At 71.0% G+C, this 18,894-nt stretch carries 14 protein-coding genes; 10 read left to right on the top strand and 4 right to left on the bottom strand.

Annotation, left to right across the window (positions count from 1 at the left end):
• Positions 1–227 precede the first annotated feature (227 nt).
• A complete protein-coding gene (locus OG792_RS23525) occupies positions 228–1,448 on the bottom strand; it encodes an ROK family transcriptional regulator (RefSeq protein ID WP_329111386.1) in 1,221 nt (406 codons plus the stop codon).
• A 242-nt stretch (positions 1,449–1,690) separates the two neighbouring features.
• Between OG792_RS23525 and OG792_RS23520 the strand changes: the two genes are divergently transcribed.
• The 5 genes from OG792_RS23520 (at position 1,691) to OG792_RS23500 (ending at position 10,588) form a co-directional block, all read left to right on the top strand.
• Complete coding sequence (locus OG792_RS23520) at positions 1,691–3,367, top strand: extracellular solute-binding protein (protein WP_329102317.1); 1,677 nt, start codon at positions 1,691–1,693, stop codon at positions 3,365–3,367.
• A complete protein-coding gene (locus OG792_RS23515; RefSeq protein ID WP_329102315.1) occupies positions 3,364–4,395 on the top strand; it encodes an ABC transporter permease in 1,032 nt (343 codons plus the stop codon). The genes OG792_RS23520 and OG792_RS23515 overlap by 4 nt, the downstream gene beginning before the upstream one ends.
• Positions 4,392–5,351 carry a carbohydrate ABC transporter permease gene (locus tag OG792_RS23510; RefSeq protein WP_329102314.1) on the top strand — a complete coding sequence of 320 codons (960 nt, stop codon included), beginning with the start codon at positions 4,392–4,394 and terminating at the stop codon, positions 5,349–5,351. Before OG792_RS23515 ends, OG792_RS23510 begins: the two co-directional genes overlap by 4 nt.
• A 305-nt stretch (positions 5,352–5,656) precedes the next feature.
• Positions 5,657–7,975 carry a beta-galactosidase gene (locus tag OG792_RS23505; RefSeq protein WP_329102312.1) on the top strand — a complete coding sequence of 773 codons (2,319 nt, stop codon included), beginning with the start codon at positions 5,657–5,659 and terminating at the stop codon, positions 7,973–7,975.
• Between the two features lie 270 nt (positions 7,976–8,245).
• Positions 8,246–10,588, top strand: a complete 2,343-nt coding sequence (locus tag OG792_RS23500; RefSeq protein ID WP_329111385.1) for a rhamnogalacturonan lyase family protein — start codon at positions 8,246–8,248, stop codon at positions 10,586–10,588.
• 235 nt (positions 10,589–10,823) lie between these two features.
• Here the strand turns inward: OG792_RS23500 and OG792_RS23495 are convergent, their stop codons facing one another.
• Positions 10,824–11,846, bottom strand: coding sequence for an LLM class flavin-dependent oxidoreductase (locus OG792_RS23495; RefSeq protein ID WP_329102309.1), 1,023 nt, complete (start codon positions 11,844–11,846; stop codon positions 10,824–10,826).
• 90 nt (positions 11,847–11,936) lie between these two features.
• Positions 11,937–12,104: a hypothetical protein gene (locus tag OG792_RS23490; protein WP_329102307.1), complete on the bottom strand. Its 168-nt coding sequence runs from the start codon at positions 12,102–12,104 to the stop codon at positions 11,937–11,939.
• A 350-nt stretch (positions 12,105–12,454) separates the two neighbouring features.
• Between OG792_RS23490 and OG792_RS23485 the strand changes: the two genes are divergently transcribed.
• The 5 genes from OG792_RS23485 to OG792_RS23465 are packed head-to-tail and all read left to right on the top strand — an operon-like array spanning position 12,455 to position 18,389.
• The gene (locus OG792_RS23485; RefSeq protein ID WP_329102305.1) at positions 12,455–13,354 is read left to right on the top strand and encodes an IclR family transcriptional regulator; all 900 of its coding nucleotides are present in this window, start codon (positions 12,455–12,457) and stop codon (positions 13,352–13,354) included.
• A gap of 20 nt (positions 13,355–13,374) precedes the next feature.
• Positions 13,375–14,826, top strand: coding sequence for an aldehyde dehydrogenase family protein (locus OG792_RS23480; RefSeq protein ID WP_329102302.1), 1,452 nt, complete (start codon positions 13,375–13,377; stop codon positions 14,824–14,826).
• On the top strand, positions 14,823–16,355 hold the full coding sequence (locus OG792_RS23475) for a sugar ABC transporter ATP-binding protein (RefSeq protein WP_329102300.1): 1,533 nt from the start codon (positions 14,823–14,825) through the stop codon (positions 16,353–16,355). The genes OG792_RS23480 and OG792_RS23475 overlap by 4 nt, the downstream gene beginning before the upstream one ends.
• Entirely contained in the window at positions 16,352–17,356 is a 1,005-nt protein-coding gene (locus OG792_RS23470; RefSeq protein ID WP_329102298.1) for an ABC transporter permease, read from the top strand. Before OG792_RS23475 ends, OG792_RS23470 begins: the two co-directional genes overlap by 4 nt.
• 52 nt (positions 17,357–17,408) lie before the next feature.
• Positions 17,409–18,389 carry a substrate-binding domain-containing protein gene (locus OG792_RS23465; protein ID WP_329102296.1) on the top strand — a complete coding sequence of 327 codons (981 nt, stop codon included), beginning with the start codon at positions 17,409–17,411 and terminating at the stop codon, positions 18,387–18,389.
• 93 nt (positions 18,390–18,482) lie between these two features.
• Here OG792_RS23465 and OG792_RS23460 read toward each other — a convergent pair whose 3' ends face one another.
• Entirely contained in the window at positions 18,483–18,833 is a 351-nt protein-coding gene (locus OG792_RS23460; protein WP_329102294.1) for a DoxX family protein, read from the bottom strand.
• Between the last annotated feature and the right edge of the window lie 61 nt (positions 18,834–18,894).

Below are 18,894 nucleotides of genomic sequence, written 5' to 3'. Positions count from 1 at the left end.
CCTCGTGAGACCTCGGTTCGAGCATGGTGGGGTGGCGGGTGGGGATCGGCCGCCAGCCCGGGAAGCTCGAAGCGCTTCGACGGCCTTGAAAAATTGTGCCCCACCGGCACGCCGGACGCCGGGGCGTGGTGACGGGGCACTTCGAGGCTTCCACCCACCGCCGGGCGGGTCAAGGGATGACGCCGGTCGATCTGGCCCGCCCGGCGAACCGGCGGCGACCGGCCCGGTCAGAGCGGCGGGGCGGTGGGCAGTCGGCCGGCGTCGACCATGGCGAGCGCGCGGGCCGCGCCGCCGGCCGCCGTCGCGCCGGGTCCGAGGGCGGAGGCGGCCAGCCGGGTGCCGCCGGCTTCCGGTGCCACCGTACGGGCGGCGAGTTCGGTCTCGGCCGCCGGCAGCAGCCACGGGGCGAGGCTGACGAAGTAGCCGCCGAGCAGGACGACCTCGGGATTGACCAGGTTGCCGAGCACGGCGACGCCGTGGCCGAGGTGCCGACCGGCCTCGGTGAGCGCGTCCAGCGCCGCCCGGTCGCCGTGGCGGGCCCGGCCCCGGATCCGTTCCACCTCCGGGGCGAAGTCGGTCACCGGCCCGTCCAACGCGGTGTCCGGCAGCACCCGGCGGATCAGCGCCGGGATGCCGGCGAGTGCCTCCAGGCAGCCGCGCCGGCCGCACGGGCAGGCCGGGCCGGTCGGGTCGAGGCAGAGGTGGCCGATCTCGCCGGCGAAGCCGCGCCCGCCGCGCAGCAGCCGGCCGTCGGCCACCACCCCGGCGCCGATGCCGGCACTCGCGGTGAGGTGGACCAGGTTGGCGGTGCCGGCGTACGCGCCGTGCCGGAACTCGGCCAGCGCGGCCAGGTTGGCGTCGTTGTCGACGACCACCTCGAACGACGGCTCCCGCAGCGCCCGGCGCAGGTCGGCGCCGAGGGTCAGGTCCCGCCAGCCGAGGCTGGGCGCGATCCTGACCGTGCCGGCCCCGTCGATCAGCCCCGGTACGCCGACGGTGAGCCCGAGTACGCGGCGTCCCTGGCCGGCGAGTCGGTTGATCGCCCGGCCGGCCAGGGTGGCGATCGAGCTGACCGCCCGCGCGCCGGTGCCGCCGACGCCGGCGAAGGCCCGGCGCCAGCTGAGCAGTTCGGTTCCGCCGAGGTCGACGGCGACCACGGTGAGCTGGTCGGCGCCGACCTCGATGCCGATCGCCGCGTACGGTTCGCCGTCGAGGACCAGCATGGTGGCGGGACGGCCGATCCGGTTCTCGGTGAGGCCGGTCTCGCGTACCAGTCGCCGGTCGATCAGGTCGGCGACCAGGCTGGACACGGTTGCCTTGTTCAACCCGGTGGAGGCGGCGATGTCCGCGCGGGAGCAGGGCGCGTGCGCGCGTACGTGACGCAGCACGACGGCGAGGTTGGTGGCCCGTACGTCGGCGAGGTCGGCCGGTTCGGCACCGGTCTGCATCGTGATCAAAGTCTTTCCCGCTCCCCGCGTACTGGTGCGTGCTGACCGGTCTCGGCCGGCTCGCGGCGGTGCACACATCATGCCGTACCCGCCGGTGGTGGGCCATGTCGTGTCGATCGACGCGCCGCCCGACTCCCTTGTGGCAGCGGTCACCGTCGATTAACTTAGTTTAGTCACCCGACGAAATAACTCTACCTGTGCGTCGCTGCGCCGCACACCCCACCGATCGAAGGGAGCGTGGCGTGGACCCAACGCATCCGAGCGGGATCACCGACCGCCGCCGATTCCTCGCCCTGTTCGGCCTCGGCGCCGCCGCCCTGGCCGGTGGCGGACTGCTGACCGGTTGCAGCAGGGAGGCCGGCAGCCGGGGCAGCGCCACCAAGGCCGACGCGGTCAAGGACGTGCTGCCGAGCTACCGGCCGGTCGACCTGGTCAAGCCGGACATCCCCGGTGCGGGGCCGATCCCGCAGGGCTTCCTCACCTACCCCCGCGACCTGGTCGTCTCGGTGCCGGACAAGCCCGGTGCCGGCGGGCCGGAGATCAAGACCATGTCGCCGTGGTGGGGACCGACGCCACCCGGGCTCGGGCGTAACTCCTACCTGGACGCGGTGAACGCCCAACTCGGCGTCACCGTGAACCCGAGCCTCCAGGACGGCAACACGTACGCGGACAAGCTCAGCGCCGTACTCGGTGCGCGGGACGTACCGGACCTGCTGGTCGGGCCGAACTGGGAAATCGACAAGATCTCCCGGTTCTCGGACGCGGTCAAGGCGCTGTTCGAGGACCTGACCGACTACCTCAAGGGTGACGCGGTGCACGCGTACCCGAATCTGGCCGCGCTCTCGACGGGCGCCTGGGAGTACGCGGCCTGGGGTGGTCGGCTCTACTCGGTGCCGTTCCCGACCGACGGGCCGTTCGCGTTCGCCATGTTCCACCGCAAGGATCTCACCGCCGCCGCCGGTGTCGCCGCGCCGACCAGCACCGACGAGCTGTACGAGTTCGGCAGGAAGATGACCCGCGCCGACCGGGGGGTCTGGGCGTTCGGCAGCGTCTTCTCCATGGTGCAGCAGTACTTCGGCTGCCCCGGCCTACAGAACGGCTGGCGGCGCAAGCCCGACGGCGGCCTGACCCACAAGTACGAGCTGCCCGAGTACCGGGCCGCGCTGGAGTTCACCGCCCGACTCTTCGCCGAGGGGCTGGTCCACCCGGACACGGTGGCCAGCAAGGGCGCGGACGAGAAGCAGCTCTTCAACGGCGGCAAGATCCTGATGTACCAGGACGGGCTGGGCGCCTGGCAGGGCATGCAGGGCGAGCAGGCCAAGGTGACCTCGACGTTCGACATGCAGCCGATACCGGTGTTCGGCGCGGGCAGCACCAAGCCGGTGGTCTGGGGCAGCGAGAAGCCGATCTTCTTCACCTTCGTCAAGAAGGGGCTGGGCCGGGCGCGTACCGAGGAGATCCTGCGGGTGCTCAACTGGGGCGCCGCCCCGTTCGGCAGCCGCGAGTACGAGCTGCGCGAGTACGGCGTGGAGGGAAAGCACTTCACCCGCGCCGCCGACGGCAGCCCGATCCCCACCGAGCTGGGCCGCAAGGAGAAAGCCTCCCAGTACGACTATCTCGGCGGCCGGGTGCCGGTCAAGGTGCGCAGCGGCGACACCCCGAACTACGTGCAGGACTACCTCGGTTACCACCGGGCGACCATCACCCACCTCGAACCGGACCTGTTCGCCGGGATCAAGCTGGAACTGCCGGCGAACTACTCGAAGGTGCTGGTGCCGAGCGAAGACAAGATCAATGACATCCTCCGGGGCCGCCGCCCGATCGGCGACCTCGACCAGGTGGTCCGGGAGTTCCGGTCCGGCGGCGGGGACGAGGGCCGGGCGTTCCTGGAACAGGCCCTGGCCGACAACGGCAGATGAGCACCGACCTGGGCCGACCACGGCAGACGGGCGCGGGTCCGGGCCTCGGCCGACGACGGCGACGCGACCGGGAGCGGGGCCGGCGACGGCGGCCGGGCCGGCGCGGGTTCGTCGACCGGCTGCGCCGGGACTGGCCGCTGCTGCTGATGGCCGCGCCCGCCGCGCTGCTGCTGCTGGTCTTCCACTACCTGCCGACGCTCGGCAACGTGATCGCCTTCCAGGACTACAACCCGTTCCTCGGCGACGACCCGCTGGACGCGTTCATCCACAGCGAGTGGATCGGTTTCGGCAACTTCGAGACCCTCTTCCGCGACCCCGCGTTCTGGGACGCGGTCCGCAACACCCTGACCATCACCGCCTTCCAGCTCGTCTTCTTCTTCCCGCTGCCGATCGCACTGGCGATCCTGCTCAACAGCGTGGTCTCCGGCCGGGTACGCGGCTTCGTGCAGAGCGTGGTGTACCTGCCGCACTTCTTCAGCTGGGTGCTGGTGGTCACCTTCTTCGTACAGATGCTCGGCGGCGCCGGCCTGCTGGCGCAGGAGTTGCGCCAGGTCGGCCTGGCGCCGTGGGACGTGATGACCAACCCGGACACGTTCCTGGTGCTGGTCACCGCCGAGGCGGTCTGGAAGGACGCCGGCTGGGGCGCGATTGTCTTCCTGGCCGCCCTGTCGGCGATCGACCAGAACCTGTATGAGGCCGCCGCCGCCGACGGTGCGGGCCGCTGGCGGCGGCTCTGGCACATCACCCTGCCCGGACTGCGCCCGGTGATCATCCTGTTGCTGATCATGCGGCTGGGTGACGCGCTCTCGGTCGGCTTCGAGCAGTTCATCCTGCAACGCGAGGCGGTCGGCCGACAGGCCGCCGAGGTGCTCGACACCTTCGTCTACTACCAGGCGATAGTGCCCCAGCAGTGGGGCCTGGGTGCCGCGGCCGGGCTGTTCAAGGCCGCCGTCGGACTGGCCCTGATCCTGGTTGCGAACTCCGCCGCGCATCGGCTCGGCGAGCAGGGGGTGTACGCCAAATCATGAGCCTCACGTTGACCGGGCACAGTGGACTGAACCGATCCGAGCGGTCCCGGCGGGAGCGGGAGCGCCGACCGGCGTGGGAGGAGCCGCCGACCCCGATCGGCCGCTTCGGCAAGGGACTGCTGCTCACCCTGCTCGTGTTGGCCGTACTCGGGCCGATCTGGGCGGTGCTGGTGACCAGCCTCGCCTCGCGCGGCACCATCAACGAGGCCGGCGGCATTGTGCTCGTACCGCGCGAGCTCGACATCTCGGCGTACGTGACGATCTTCTCCGGTGGTCAGGTCACCCGGGCGGTCTGGATCAGCACCCTGGTCACCGTCGCCGGCACCGCGGTCAGCCTGGTGCTGACCGTGCTCGCCGCGTACGGGCTGTCCCGGCCGGACTCGCTGGCACACCGGCCGCTGCTCTTCTTCTTCCTGCTCACCTTCCTGATCTTCCCCGGCCTGGTGCCCAGCTACCTGGTGGTCACCGGACTGGGCCTGAAGAACAGCCTCTGGGCGCTGGTCCTGCCGAGCGCGATCAGCGTGTTCAACCTGGTGGTGATCCGCGCCTTCTTCATGAACGTGCCGGCCGAACTGGTGGACAGCGCCCGGATCGACGGGGCGGGGGAGTTCCGCATCCTGACCCGGATCATGCTGCCGCTGTCCCGGGCGGTGGTGGCGGTGGTCGGGCTGTTCTACGCGGTCGGCTACTGGAACTCGTACTTCAACGCGGTGCTCTACCTGGACGACAACGACAAGTTCCCGATCCAGCGGGTGTTGCAGAGTTACCTGCTCGCCGGCCAGGCGCCGCACGTGACCGGCAGCGTGCCGAACCTGCCGGGGATCAGCGCGTACCCGCCGACGCTGGCGATCAAGATGGCGGTCGTGGTGGTCACCGTGGTCCCGGCGGTGGTGGTCTACCCGTTCGTCCAGCGCCACTTCACCAAGGGCATGCTCACCGGTGCGGTCAAGGGCTGAGCGCTGGCCGGTCGGGGGCGGGGCGCCCCCCACCTGGGCACCCCGCCGGACCCGTGCCCTCGGGGTTCCAGCCGCCGAAACTCACCCCGTGGGCAGAGGGCCGACCGGCCAGCCGGTCTGTTCCGGTCCACTCGCACCGCCGAGCGGCCTGCCCTCTAGTTTCTTTGGCTTCCAAACAAACTGTCAATGGGTTGACGGCCATCAAAGCCTCGGTCCGGCGATTTAATGCCTGGTTCGGGCGCTGTCGTCGCTCCCCGGATTAGGTGTGAGATCAAACAAATGATCGCCGAAGTGGGGTGAGCGCAGTGAACTGGCCGAAGGGGATCGACGGCTTCTGTTACGGCGGGGACTACAACCCGGAACAGTGGCCGCCCGAGGTCTGGGCGCAGGACGTGGCGCTGATGCGGCGGGCCGGGGTCAACCTGGTCACCGTCGGGGTCTTCGCCTGGTCCCGGCTCGAACCCCGGCCCGGCCGGTACGACTTCGACTGGCTGGACCGGGTGCTGGACCTGCTCCACGACGGCGGGATCCGGGTCGCGCTGGCCACCCCGACCGCGTCCCCACCACCGTGGTTCTCGCTGGCCCACCCCGACGCGCTGCCGGTCACCGCCGACGGCGTACGGCTGCACCACGGCAGCCGGGACACCTACTGCGCGAGCGCCCCGGCGTACCGTACCGCCGCCCTGGGCATCGCCGCCGCGCTCGCCGACCGCTACCGGGGGCACCCGGCGCTCGCCCTCTGGCACGTGCACAACGAGTACAGCACCAGCTGCCACTGCCCGTACGCGACCGAGGCGTTCCGGCGCTGGTTGCGGGCCCGCCACCACGGGCTGGATCGGCTCAACGACGTCTGGAGCACGAGCTTCTGGGGACAGCACTACGGCGACTGGGCGCAGATCTCGACGCCCCGGGCGACCCAGTACCTGGCCAACCCGGCCCAGTTGCTGGACTTCCGCCGGTTCTGGTCCGACGAGTTGCTCGCCGCGTACGTCGAGCAGCGCGACCTGCTCCGCGCCGCCACCCCGGACGTGCCGGTGACCACCAACTACGTGTTCGGCAACTGGGTGCCGGTCGACCACGCCCGCTGGTCGAGCGAGGTGGACCTGGTGGCGATCGACCACTACCCGTCAACGGCCGACCGGGGCGCGGAGGAGCAGATCGCGTTCGCCGCCGACCTGGCCCGCTCCTGGGCCCGCCACGTCCCACCGCCCGTCTCGGTCCAATCGGCCGTTCCGGTCCCACCGGCTGACCCGGTCCCACCGGCTGACCCGGTCCCACCGGCTGACCCGGTCCCACCGGCTGACCCGGTCTCGTCGGCCGACCCGGTTCCGGGCGGCGGTGCCGGTGGTCCGGACTGGTTGCTGATGGAGAGCGCGCCGAACCTGATCTACACACCGGGGCGGATGCACAGTCGGGAGCCGGGCCGACTCGTCCGCAACAGCCTGGCGTACGTCGCTCGCGGGTCACGCGGCGCGATGTTCTTCCAGTGGCGGGCGCCGGCCGGCGGTGCCGAACGCTTCCACTCCGCCCTGGTCCCACACGCCGGCCCGGACAGCCGAGTGTTCCGGGAGACAGTCGAGCTGGGCCGCGTCCTGGGCGACCTGCCGGCGGTGGCCACCGGCGCGGTGGAGGCTCCGGTCGCGATCGGCTGGGACGTCGAGTGCTGGTGGGCCCTGGACGGCCCCGGCCTGCCCACGGCCGGGCTCGACTACCTCGACGAGGTACGCACCGCCCACCGGCTGCTGTGGCAGTCCGGGTACGGCACCGACTTCGTCGGCCCGGACCGGCTCACCCCGTCTGGCACCCCGGACCGGCTTACCCCGGACATCGGCCCGAACCGGCTCAGCCCGTCCGGCACCCCGGACCGGCTCACCCCGGATGTCGGCCCGGACCCGCTGGCCGGGTACCGGCTGCTTGTGCTGCCCGCCCTCTACCTGGTGTCGGACGCGACCGCCGCCCGGATCCGGGCCTGGGTCGCGGCCGGCGGTCACCTGGTGGTCGGCTACCTGAGCGGGATCGCCGACGAGCACGGCCGGATCCGTCTGGGCGGCTATCCGGGCGCGTTCCGGGACGTGCTCGGCATCCGGGTGGAGGAGTTCCATCCCCTGCCCGACGACGAGCGGCAGCCCCTCGTCCGACCCGAGCCCGCCGACGGTACCGAGGAGACGGGGACGGCCGAGCTTGCCGACGGTACCGAGGAAGCCGGGACGGCCGAGCCCGCCGGGGCCGATCATGACTCCGGTACCGGCGGGACCGGTCGGCTGTGGACCGAGACCGTACGGCCGGCCGGGGCAAGCACCGTGCTCGCGTACGGTGCCGGTCGGCTCGCCGGTCAGCCGGCGGCGACCCGACACCGGTTCGGTGCCGGAGTGGCCTGGTACGTCTCCACCCGGCTCGACGACACCTCGTACCGGCGGTTGCTGACCGGGGCGGCGCGGGCGGCCGGGGCGGCGCCGACCTGTCCGGCGGCACCGGACGGGGTGGAGGCGGTCCGTCGCCGGTCGCCCGACGGCACGAGTTGGCTCTTCCTACTCAACCACGACCCCGAGCCGCGATCGGTCCCGGTGACCGGAGCACCGGTCGTCGTGCCAGCGAACGGTTACCTGGTGCTGCGGGAGAACTGAAACCTTTAAATTTGGACCGGTCTATCTTGTGGCCCGGCAAAAGCTTGTCCTACGCTCCAGGTGCGTTCGGAGCCCCCATCCTTCGTTGAAGCGGCCATTGAACTGATCCAGTTTCCGGCCGTTCCGCGGTGTGTTGAGCCGCCGGTCCTGGGCAGGCCGGCAGCGCCCGTCCGGCCACCGGTCGGCGGCACCGCCGCGCACCCGTCTCCCACGGAGTAGACAATGCCCAGCTCACGACAACGCTTTCCGTACTCCATCCGGGCCGCCCGGATGGCGAAACGCTCCGCCCGGGTCGAGGCCGCCGGATCGGCCGGCCCGCGATCCCGCCGCACCGCACTGCTGGCCGCGATCACCGCCGGCACGCTCGCCGCCACCGCCGCGATGACCTCGGTGGTCGCCTCGGCCGCCGCCGTCGGTTGCCGGGTCGACTACCAGGTGACCAACCAGTGGCAGGGCGGATTCGGCGCCGGTGTCACCATCACCAACCTCGGCGACCCGATCACCGGGTGGACCCTCACCTGGTCGTACACCGCCGGACAGCAGGTGACCCAGGCGTGGAACGCCACGGTGACCCAGTCCGGCGCCCAGGTCAGCGCCGTCAACGTCGGCCACAACGGGGCGGTTGCCACCAACGGCACCGTCTCGTTCGGCTTCAACGGGTCCTGGAACAACAGCGGCAACCCGGCACCGGCGAGTTTCGCGGTGAACGGCACCACCTGTACCGGCGGCGTCAACCCGACCACCGGCCCGCCGCCGACCGGGACACCGACCGCGACGCCGACCCCGACCGGTACGACGCCGGCACCGACCACCGACCCGCCGCCGACCACCCCGACCACCCCGCCGCCGACGACCCCACCGGCGGCCGGGGCGAAACAGGCCGAGGACCTGGACCGGGGATTGGTCAGCGTCCGCTCCGGCAGCGCCAACCTGGTGTCCTGGCGGCTGCTCGGCACCGAGGGGTCGGGGGTCGCGTTCAACCTGTACCGGGGGTCGACCAGGCTGAACGGCTCGCCGATCACCGGGGTGACCAACTTCCTGGACAGCGGGGGCGCGGCGGGCGCGGCGTACACCGTACGGGCGGTGGTGGGTGGCACCGAACAGGCCGCGTCCGCACCGGCGCTCCAGTTCGGCAACGGTTACCTCGACGTACGGCTCCAGGTGCCGCCGGGCGGGACCACGCCGTCCGGGGAGGCGTACACGTACTCGGCCAACGACGCCTCGGTCGGTGACCTGGACGGCGACGGCCGGTACGAGATCGTGCTGAAGTGGGACCCGTCGAACGCCAAGGACAACTCGCAGTCCGGGTACACCGGCAACGTCTTCGTCGACGCGTACACCCTGACCGGGACCCGGCTGTGGCGGATCGACCTGGGCCGCAACATCCGGGCCGGCGCGCACTACACCCAGTTCCAGGTGTACGACTACGACGGTGACGGCGACGCCGAGGTGGCGATGAAGACCGCCGACGGCACCCGCTCCGGCACCGGGCAGTTGATCGGCTCGTCCTCGGCCGACCACCGCAACGCCAGCGGCTACGTGCTCGCCGGCCCGGAGTACCTGACCATGTTCGACGGCCGGACCGGGGCGATCGCCTCCACCGTGGACTACCTGCCGGCCCGTGGCACGGTGTCGTCGTGGGGTGACAACTACGGCAACCGGGTGGACCGGTTCCTGGCCGGCACCGCCTACCTGGACGGCCAGCGCCCCTCGCTGATCATGTCCCGTGGTTACTACACCCGGACGGTGATCGTGGCCTGGGACTTCCGCAACGGCGCCCTGACCCGGCGCTGGACGTTCGACTCCAACTCCGCCGGCAGCCAGTACGCCGGCCAGGGCAACCACAGCCTGGCCGTGGCGGACGTGGACGCCGACGGCCGGGACGAGATCCTGTTCGGTGCCATGTGCGTCGACGACAACGGCGGCGTGCTGTGGAACACCGGGCACGGTCACGGCGACGCCGCGCACGTCGGTGACCTGGACCCGAGCCGGGCGGGGCTGGAGTATTTCAAGGTCAGCGAGGATGCCAGCAAGCCGTCGTCCTGGTTCGCGAACGCGCGTACCGGTCAGGTCCTCTGGTCCACGGCGGCGTCCGGGGACAACGGCCGGGGAGTGGCGGCGGACATCTACGCCGGCAGCGCCGGTGCCGAGTCGTGGTCGGCGGCGGTTGACGGGCTGCGCAGCCCGAGTGGCGCGAACGTCGGGCGAAAGCCCTCGTCGACCAACTTCCTGGCCTGGTGGGACGGCGACCCGGTACGGGAACTGCTGGACGCCACCCGGATCGACAAGTACGGCACCGGCGGCGACACCCGGCTGCTCACCGGCAGCGGGGTCGCCTCGAACAACGGCACCAAGTCCACGCCCGCGCTCTCGGCCGACCTGCTCGGCGACTGGCGGGAGGAGGTGGTCTGGCGGACCAGCGACAGTTCGGCGCTACGGATCTACAGCACGCCGACGCCGAGCAACATCAGGATTGCGACGCTGATGCACGACCCGCAGTATCGGGTGGCGGTCGCCTGGCAGAACACCGCCTACAACCAGCCGCCGCATCCGAGCTTCTTCATCGGCAACGGGATGGCCACACCGCCTCAGCCCAACATCTATCTGCGCTGAGGCTCGCTGGCTCGGTCGTATGTGGCTCGGTCGTACCGCGGGCCCAGTCGTACCGGACCGGGTAGGGGCCCACCCCACCCGGCCCGGTACGACACACACCGCGACATGACGCGACCCGTCCCGACCGCGCATGTCGAACCACCACCGGTGATAACACTAGGTGGGGTTACGGGGCGTGCCGGTGACAGCCACGTGAAGATGCTGTTTCGTGGCTCCCGATCGGGGGTGTTCCCGGTCACCCGTTCCGGCGCAGCCCGTCCGCGACGTGTTCGGCGATCAGTTCGAACGAGCGGATCCGCTCGTCGACGTCGTAGACCATCGTGGTGAGCATCAGCTCGTCGGCCCGGGTCTGTTCCAGCAGGTCGGTGAGCTGCTTGCGGACCGTCTCCGGGCTGCCCAGCGCCTGGCCCCGCATCCGTTCCCGGCTGAACTGCCGCTCGGCCTCGCTGAACGGGTACGCGGCGGCCTCCTCGGGGGTGGCCAGTGGCTCCGGTCGCCCGGAGCGCAGTCGCAGGAAGGAGAGCGCGGCCGGACCGGAGAGCCATTCGGCGTGCTCGTCGGTCTCGGCGCAGATCGAGTTGACGGCGACCATCGCGTACGGCTTGTCCAGCCACCGCGACGGGCGGAAGTTCTGCCGGTAGAGCGCCAGCGCCGGCAGGGTGTTGGTCGAGCTGAAGTGGTGGGCGAACGAGAACGGCAGGCCGAGCAGCCCGGCGAGTTGGGCGCTGAAGCCGCTGGAGCCGAGCAGCCAGATCGCCGGCATGTTCCCCCGGCCGGGGGAGGCGGTGATCGGGCCGGCGCGGTCCCCGGTGAAGTAGTTGACCAGGTCGGCGAGCTCCTGCGGGAAGTTCTCCGCGGACAGCCCCTCCATCGTGCGGCGCAGCGCCAGCGCGGTCACCTGATCGGTTCCCGGCGCCCGGCCGATGCCCAGGTCGACCCGGCCGGGATGCAGTGCCTCCAGGGTGCCGAACTGCTCGGCGACCACCAGCGGCGCGTGGTTGGGCAGCATCACCCCGCCGGAACCGACCCGGATGGTCGAGGTGGCGGCGGCCAGGTGGGCGAGCAGCACCGGTGGGGCGCTGCTGGCGATCGCCGGCATGTTGTGGTGTTCGGCCACCCAGAAACGCTGGTAGCCCAACTCCTCGGTCCGCCGCGCCAGGGCGGTGGTGTGCCGCAGGGCCGCGCCGACGGTGGTGCCGGCGGCGACCGGGGCAAGGTCAAGAACAGACAGGGGTACGTCGATCACACGGTCGATCAACAGTCGGTCCGCCCATTTTGTTCCACTCGGGCGGATCGGGTGAGCCTGCCCACCGCCCCGCCCGCCGGCCCCCGGCCCCGGCGGTGCCGGTCAGTTGATCAGGGTCCAGAGGTGTTGGGCGGAGGCCGACTCGAACTCGCCCCGGGCGGCCTGTCGGGCCAACTCGTCGCGGCTGATCCCCAGTTCGGCGAGCTGCCCGTCGACGAAACGGTTCCAGTCCTCGTCGGCCTGGCGCCGCTCCTGCTCGTCACCTGTCATGCCCCGGACCCTACCGTCCCGGTACGACGTTCGGGCCGGGTGGTCGTGCCGGCCGGTGTGCCCGGCGGCCGGCGCGGATCGCATTGATCAAGGTATGTGTGGGATGCGGGAGACATTGGATGTCTTCGCATGCGAGACAAGATCGCCGTGAATCGCCCCCTCCGGTTGGTGTCGGCGATAGCGCTCCCAGTGCGTTCCACCAGGAGTTTTCTCTCGGGGGGTGGGTTTGGGTGATCTTGAGGTGGGCGGATAGGTCCGATGTCTGGCGGCTCAAAAGGTTGACAGAGTTGTTTCCTGGTGTAAACATCGCCGATATCTGAACTCGATGGAAATGGATTCGAGTAACTCGAATGAGGAGCGGAAGAAAATCGTCCAGCGTCGATAAGGCATTCGAGCTGATCGGCGCGGTTTCCGAGGCTGGCGGGGCCGGACTGACCCTGGGCGAGCTTGCCGCGGAAGCCGGCATCGCGCTGAGCACCACCCACCGGTACACCACCTCGCTGCTCGAACTCGGCGTGTTCGAGCGGGATCCGGCCGGCGCCTACCACCTCGGCGTCACCCTGATCGCTCTCGCCGGGCAGTACCTCGAAGAGGACGGTCTGCGCGCCGCGGCCCGGCCGTACCTGGTCGAACTGGTCGAGCTGAGCGGGGAGACCGTGCACCTGGGCATCCCGGTCGGCAACCACATCGTCTACGTGGACAAGGTGGAGAGCGCCAAGTCCGTACGGCTGGTCTCCCGGATCGGCAGCCGGATCGCGATGCACAGCACCTCGATGGGCAAGGCCGTACTCGCCACCGTGGACGAGCGGCGGCGGGCGGAGATCCTCGCCGGCCCGCTGCCGGTGCGTACCGGCCGGACGCTCACCGGGGCGGCCCTGCTCACCGAACTCGACCTCGTCCGGGCTCGCGGGTTCGCGATCGACGACGAGGAGAACGAGGAAGGCGTCCGCTGTTTCGGCCTGCCGATCCTGAGTGCCTCCGGCCAGCCGGTCGGAGCGTTCAGCGTCTCGGCTCCGGCGCACCGGTTCAGCATCGACGACTGCCATCGGCTGGCGCCGACCGCACTGGCCATGGCGGTCAATATCGGTCGGCGGATCGGTTACCCGGCCCATCGTCGCCGCCACCCGAACACAACGGCGCCGATCGGAGACCCGACGGAAAGCAAACAACCCGTCCGACCCGAACAACCCGCCCGGCCCGAGGGCCATCCCCGACCGGTTCGCCCGACCGTCGGCGAACGCGTCCGCTGACCAGCCAAGGAGTGGAACGGATGTCCACCGTCACATCGTCACCTGGTTCCGCCCCGTCCACCGGTGCCGCCGCCCCGGCCGACGCCGTCATCACCGTGCACAATCCGGGCACCGGAGCTCCGCTCGGCGAGGTCGAGTCGGCCACCGACGAACGCGTGATCGCGGTGGTCGACGCCGCCCAGGCCGGTCAGCGGTTGATGGCCGCGCTGCCCGCGTACGAGCGGGCCGGGCTGCTGCGCCGGATCGCCGACCTGGTCGAGGCCGAACAGGAGAGCCTGGCCCGGCTGCTCGCCGCCGAGAACGGCAAGCCGCTGACCCAGACCCGGGGCGAGGTCGAGGCGGCGATCCGGATCTTCCGTGGGCACGCGGGCGAGGCGACCCGACTCTTCGGTCGGCAGATCCCGCTGGACGCCGTACCCGGAATGGAGCGGCACCTGGCGGTGACCCTGCGCGAACCGATCGGCGTGGTGGCCGCGCTGGTCCCGTTCAACTACCCGGTCGAGCTGTACGCGCACAAGGCCGCCGCCGCGCTCGCCGCCGGCAACGCCGTGGTGGTGCAGCCGCCCGCGCGCTGCCCGCTCAGCCTGGTCCGGATCGCCGAACTGGTCGAACAGGCCGGCGCCCCCCGACACGCACACCAACTCGTCACCGGCGGGGTACGCGTCTCCCAGCTCCTGGCCGAACTGCCCGGCATCGCCGCGGTCAGCCTCACCGGCAGCACCGCCGCCGGACGCGAGATCGCCCGGCGGGCGGCGACCACCCTGAAGAAGGTCTTCCTCGAACTCGGCGGCAACGACGCGCTGATCGTCTGCGACGACGCCGACGTCGACCGGGCCGCCGAGGCGGTCGTGCTCGGCCGGCTGGCCCGGGGCAACGGGCAGATCTGCTGCGCGGTCAAGCGGGTCTACGTGCAGGACGGGGTGCACGACGCGTTCGTGGCGGCGCTGCTGGCGCAGACCGCCGAGCTGACCGTCGGCGACCAGTTGCTGGAGCAGACCGACGTCGGGCCGCTGATCGCCGAGTCGGCCGCGCGCGGTGTCGAGGAGGCGGTCGGCCGGCTCGTCCACGACGGGGCCCGGCTGGTCGCCGGCGGGGACCGGCGCGGCGCGTTCGTCGACCCGACCGTCCTGGTTGACGTGCCGGCGGACAGCCCGGCCCTGGCCGAGGAGATCTTCGGGCCGGTGGCCCCGGTGGCCCGGTTCGCCGACCCGCTCGACGCGGTCGCGATGGCCAACGAGTCGCCGTACGGGCTGCACGCGGCGGTCTTCACCCGGGACGTCTCGCGCGCGTTCACCCTGGCCCGCCGGCTCGACGTCGGCGGGGTGCTGATCAACGGCTCGACCGCGGTCCGGGCCGAGAACCTGCCGTTCGGCGGCACCAAGGACACCGGCGGCTACCGCGAGGGCATCCACGACTCCGCGCTGGACTTCACCCGGCAGAAGACCATCGTGGTGATGGAGGCGTTCGGATGAGCCTCGAACTGCGCGGCGTACACAAGGACTACGGCGGCGTCCGGGTGCTGCACGGGGTGGACCTTCACGGTCGGCCCGGCGAGGTGCTCGCGGTGGTCGGCGCGAACGGCGCCGGCAAGTCCACCCTGATCAAGATCCTGGCCGGGGCGCAGCCGATGAGTGCGGGCGAGATGCGGATCGACGGCGAACGGGTCGAGCTGCGCTCGCCGCACGACGCGCACGACCACGGCATCCGTACGGTCTACCAGGAACTGAGCCTGGTGCCCGAACTGTCGGTCACGGAGAACCTGCTGATGGGGAACTTCCCCCGGCGGCTGGGCCTGATCGACTGGGCCGCCGCGCACCGTCGGGCCGGGGAGCTGCTCGAATCGATCGGCTTCGGCGCGATCAACCCCCGTACGATCGCCGGCCGGCTCTCGGTGGCCCGGCAGCAGATGGTCGAGATCGCCAAGGCGCTGGTCAGCGAACCGAGGGTGCTGGTGCTCGACGAGCCGTCCGCCGTGCTGGCCGGCAGCGACCTCGACTCGCTCTTCGCGCTGGTCCGGCGGCTGACCGAACACGGCGTGCTGGTGATCTACGTGTCGCACCGGCTGGCCGAGGTGCTCGAACTCGCCAACACCATTGTGGTGATCAAGGACGGCCGGGTGGTGGCCACCACCCGGCCCGCCGAAACGAGCGAGGACGAGCTGATCCGGCTGATGGCCGGGCGGCGGCTGGCCCAGATCTACCCGGACCGGCGCGACGGACGCGGGGCGGCCAGGCTGACCGTCACCGGGCTCGGTCGGCCGGGCGAGTTCGCCGACGTCTCGTTCACCCTGCACGAGGGCGAGATCGTCGGCCTGTTCGGCCTGGTCGGCTCGGGCCGCAGCGAGCTGGCGCGGTGCGTCTTCGGCGCCGAGCGGGCGGCCACCGGGCAGGTCCGGGTGGCCGGCGGCGGGGCCGACTTCCGTACCCCGGCCGAGGCGATCGCGGCCGGTCTCGCGCTGGTCACCGAGGACCGCAAGCGCACCGGGCTGGTGCTCGACCTGACCGTACGGGACAACATCGCCCTCACCACGCTGCACCGCAACAGCCGGGTCGGCCTGATCGACCGGGCTCGGCAGGGCCGCGAGGTGACCGGGATGGTCGACCGGCTCGGCATCCAGCCCGCGCACTGCGCCTCGATGGCGGTGGTCAACCTCAGCGGCGGCAACCAGCAGAAGGCGGTGCTGGCCAAGTGGCTGCTGGTCGGCCCGAGGGTGCTGATCCTCGACGAGCCGACCCGTGGGGTGGACATGGCCACCCGGGTCGAGATCTACCGCATCATCGACGGCCTGGCCCGGTCCGGGCTGAGTGTGCTGCTCATCTCCTCGGACCTGACCGAGGTGCTCGGCGCCACCGACCGGGTGCTGGTGATGCGCCAGGGTCGGCTCACCGGCGAACTGGCCGCCGACCGGACCACCGAGGACGAGGTGCTCGGTTACGCGATCGGACCGGCCACCGGCCGGACGGAGGGGACGCCCATGACCGGGTACGAGGAGAGCGCATGACCGGGCAGCTCACCGGCACCGCGCCGGACACGACCAGCACCGGCGGGGGACCGCGTCGACCGTTGCGCCTGGTGGTCAACGGTCGGGACCGTACGGTCGAGGCGGTGCTCGGCACGCTCGTGATCGCCCTGATCGTGGTGGCCGCGCTGACCTCCGACACGTTCTTCACCCAGACCAACCTGACCAACCTGCTCAAGCAGATGGTGACCACCGGGCTGCTCGCCTTCGGCATGCTGGTGGTCATCCTCACCGGCGGCATCGACCTGTCGGTCGGCTCGGTGGTGGCGTTCGCCGGCATCGTCACCGCCGGACTGGTCTCGGGCCTGCCGATCCCGCTGGCGATGCTGGTCGGCATCCTGGCCGGGATCGGGTTCGGGCTGGTCAACGGCACCCTGATCGCCCGCTTCGGGCTGGCGCCGTTCGTGGTGACGCTGGCCGCGCTGACCACCGTCCGGGGGCTGGCCTTCGTCTACTCCGAGGTGCCGATCGCGCCGGAGGACCCGTCGTTCTTCACCCTCGGTACGGCGATGGTCGGCCCGATCCCGCTGACCACGGTGATCATGCTGGCGGTCTTCGGGCTGGGCGGGGTGTTCCTGTCCCGTACCCCGGCCGGGCGGTCGATCATCGCGATCGGCGGCAACCCGGAGACCGTACGGCTGGCCGGCATCAACGTACGCCGGCACGTGATCCTCGCGTACACGATCAGCGGTGCCTGTGCGGGACTGGCCGGGGTGATCCTGGCCAGCCGGGTCGGCATCGCCCAGCCGAGTGTCGGCGTCGCCTTCGAGTTGGACGCGATCGCCGCCTGCGTGATCGGCGGGGCGAGCCTGGCCGGCGGACGTGGTACGGCGAAGGCGACCCTCGGCGGTGTCCTCGTCCTCGCCCTGATCAACAACCTGCTGAACCTGTACGGCGTGCAGAGCTTCTGGCAGCAGGTCCTCAAGGGACTGATCATCATCGCGGTGATCCTGGTCCAGCGGGTCAACCGGGTACGCCCCTGACCCGGACCGGCCCCACCACCACCCCACCCACCACACCACGGGAGATGTTGGCATGAACGCGAAGAAGCTGCGCCGGCTGCTGGTCACCGGCACCCTCGCCGTCGCCCTCGGGCTGACCGCCTGCTCCGACTCCGGCGGTTCGGGCGGGGACGGCGGGGACGGCTCGTACACGATCGGCGTCGCGAACTTCATGTTGAGCGGCCCCTACTTCAGCGGCATGGACAAGGCCATCGCGGCCCAGGCCAAGAAGAAGGGGAACGTCGAGATCATCAGCACCGACGCGAACGGTGACGCGGCCAAGCTCGCCGCCAACGTCGAGGACCTGCTCAGCAAGAACGTCGACGCGGTGATCATCTCGGGCGGACCGCTGGAGTCGGCCCCGGCGGCACTGAACGCGATCAAGGCGGCGGGCAAGCCGGTGGTGCTGGTCGACCGGAAGTTCCAGACCGGCGAGTACACCAGCTGGATCGGCCCGGACAACAAGGCGATCGGCGTACAGAACGGGGAGTTCCTGGCCGAGAAGCTGCCCAGCGGTGGCAAGGTCGCGATCATCAAGGGTGGGCCGGCCGACAACAGCATCGGGCTGGCCCGTACCGACGGGGTGAAGTCGGTGCTCGCCGGTAGGTCGGGGTTCACGCTGGTCGAGGCGCCGGACTTCGGTAACTGGGGTTCCGACGGCGGGCTGACCGTGATGGAGAGCCTGCTGGCCACCAACGGCGACCTGGCCGCGGTGTTCTGCGAGAACGACGCGATGTGCCTGGGCGCGCAGCGGGCGATCGCCGACGCGGGTAAGGACAAGCAGATCATCATCGCCGGTGTCGACGGTCAGGCCGAGGCGCTCAAGGCCATTCTCGACGGCACGAACTACCTGGTCACCGGTCTGAACGACGCGGACGTCATCGGCAGCCTGGGGCTGGACCGGGCGGTCGAGATCCTCGGCGGCACCAAGACGGAGAAGGACACCGTTGTGCCCTCGCCCCGGGTGACCAAGGAGAACGCGGCCCAGTACCTCGACCCCAAGGGCGGCTTCTGATCGAGTGGGTTTCCGGCCGGGTGCCGGATCGGTCGTCCGGTCCCGTTGGTGCGGGACCGGGCGACCGATCGTTTCGCGGCCGGACGGCGGGACCTACAGCGACAGGATCCGGGTGAGCAGGGTGGCGATGGCGACGAGCAGGATAGTTCCCGGTGCGGCGGCGCCCTTGGTGTCGCCGGTGCGCACGTGCGCGATGATCGCGCCGACGAAGTAGAGGACCACACCGATCGCCGCGGCGACGCCGAGCGGCGCGAGGAAGATCCCGACGATCAGGCCGACCGCGCCGATGATCTCGATGATGGCCAGCGGCGGGTACCAGTTGAGCGGGACCCCGGCGGCGGTGAGGCCCTGGACCACCCGCTCGTCCTTGGTCAGCTTGCCCCGGGCGGACATCAGGAGCATGGCGGAGAGCAGGATCGCGAGGACGACGTAGGCGATGGACATGGTGCTCCCTGGGGGTGTGCCGTCGAGGCTGGGGAGTGGACGGGGTGCTTCGTGCGTCCGT

Origin of the sequence: Micromonospora sp. NBC_01699 (assembly GCF_036250065.1) — a bacterium.
In the GTDB taxonomy this organism is placed as follows: domain Bacteria; phylum Actinomycetota; class Actinomycetes; order Mycobacteriales; family Micromonosporaceae; genus Micromonospora_G.
This window is presented reverse-complemented; position numbering and strand designations above follow the sequence as displayed.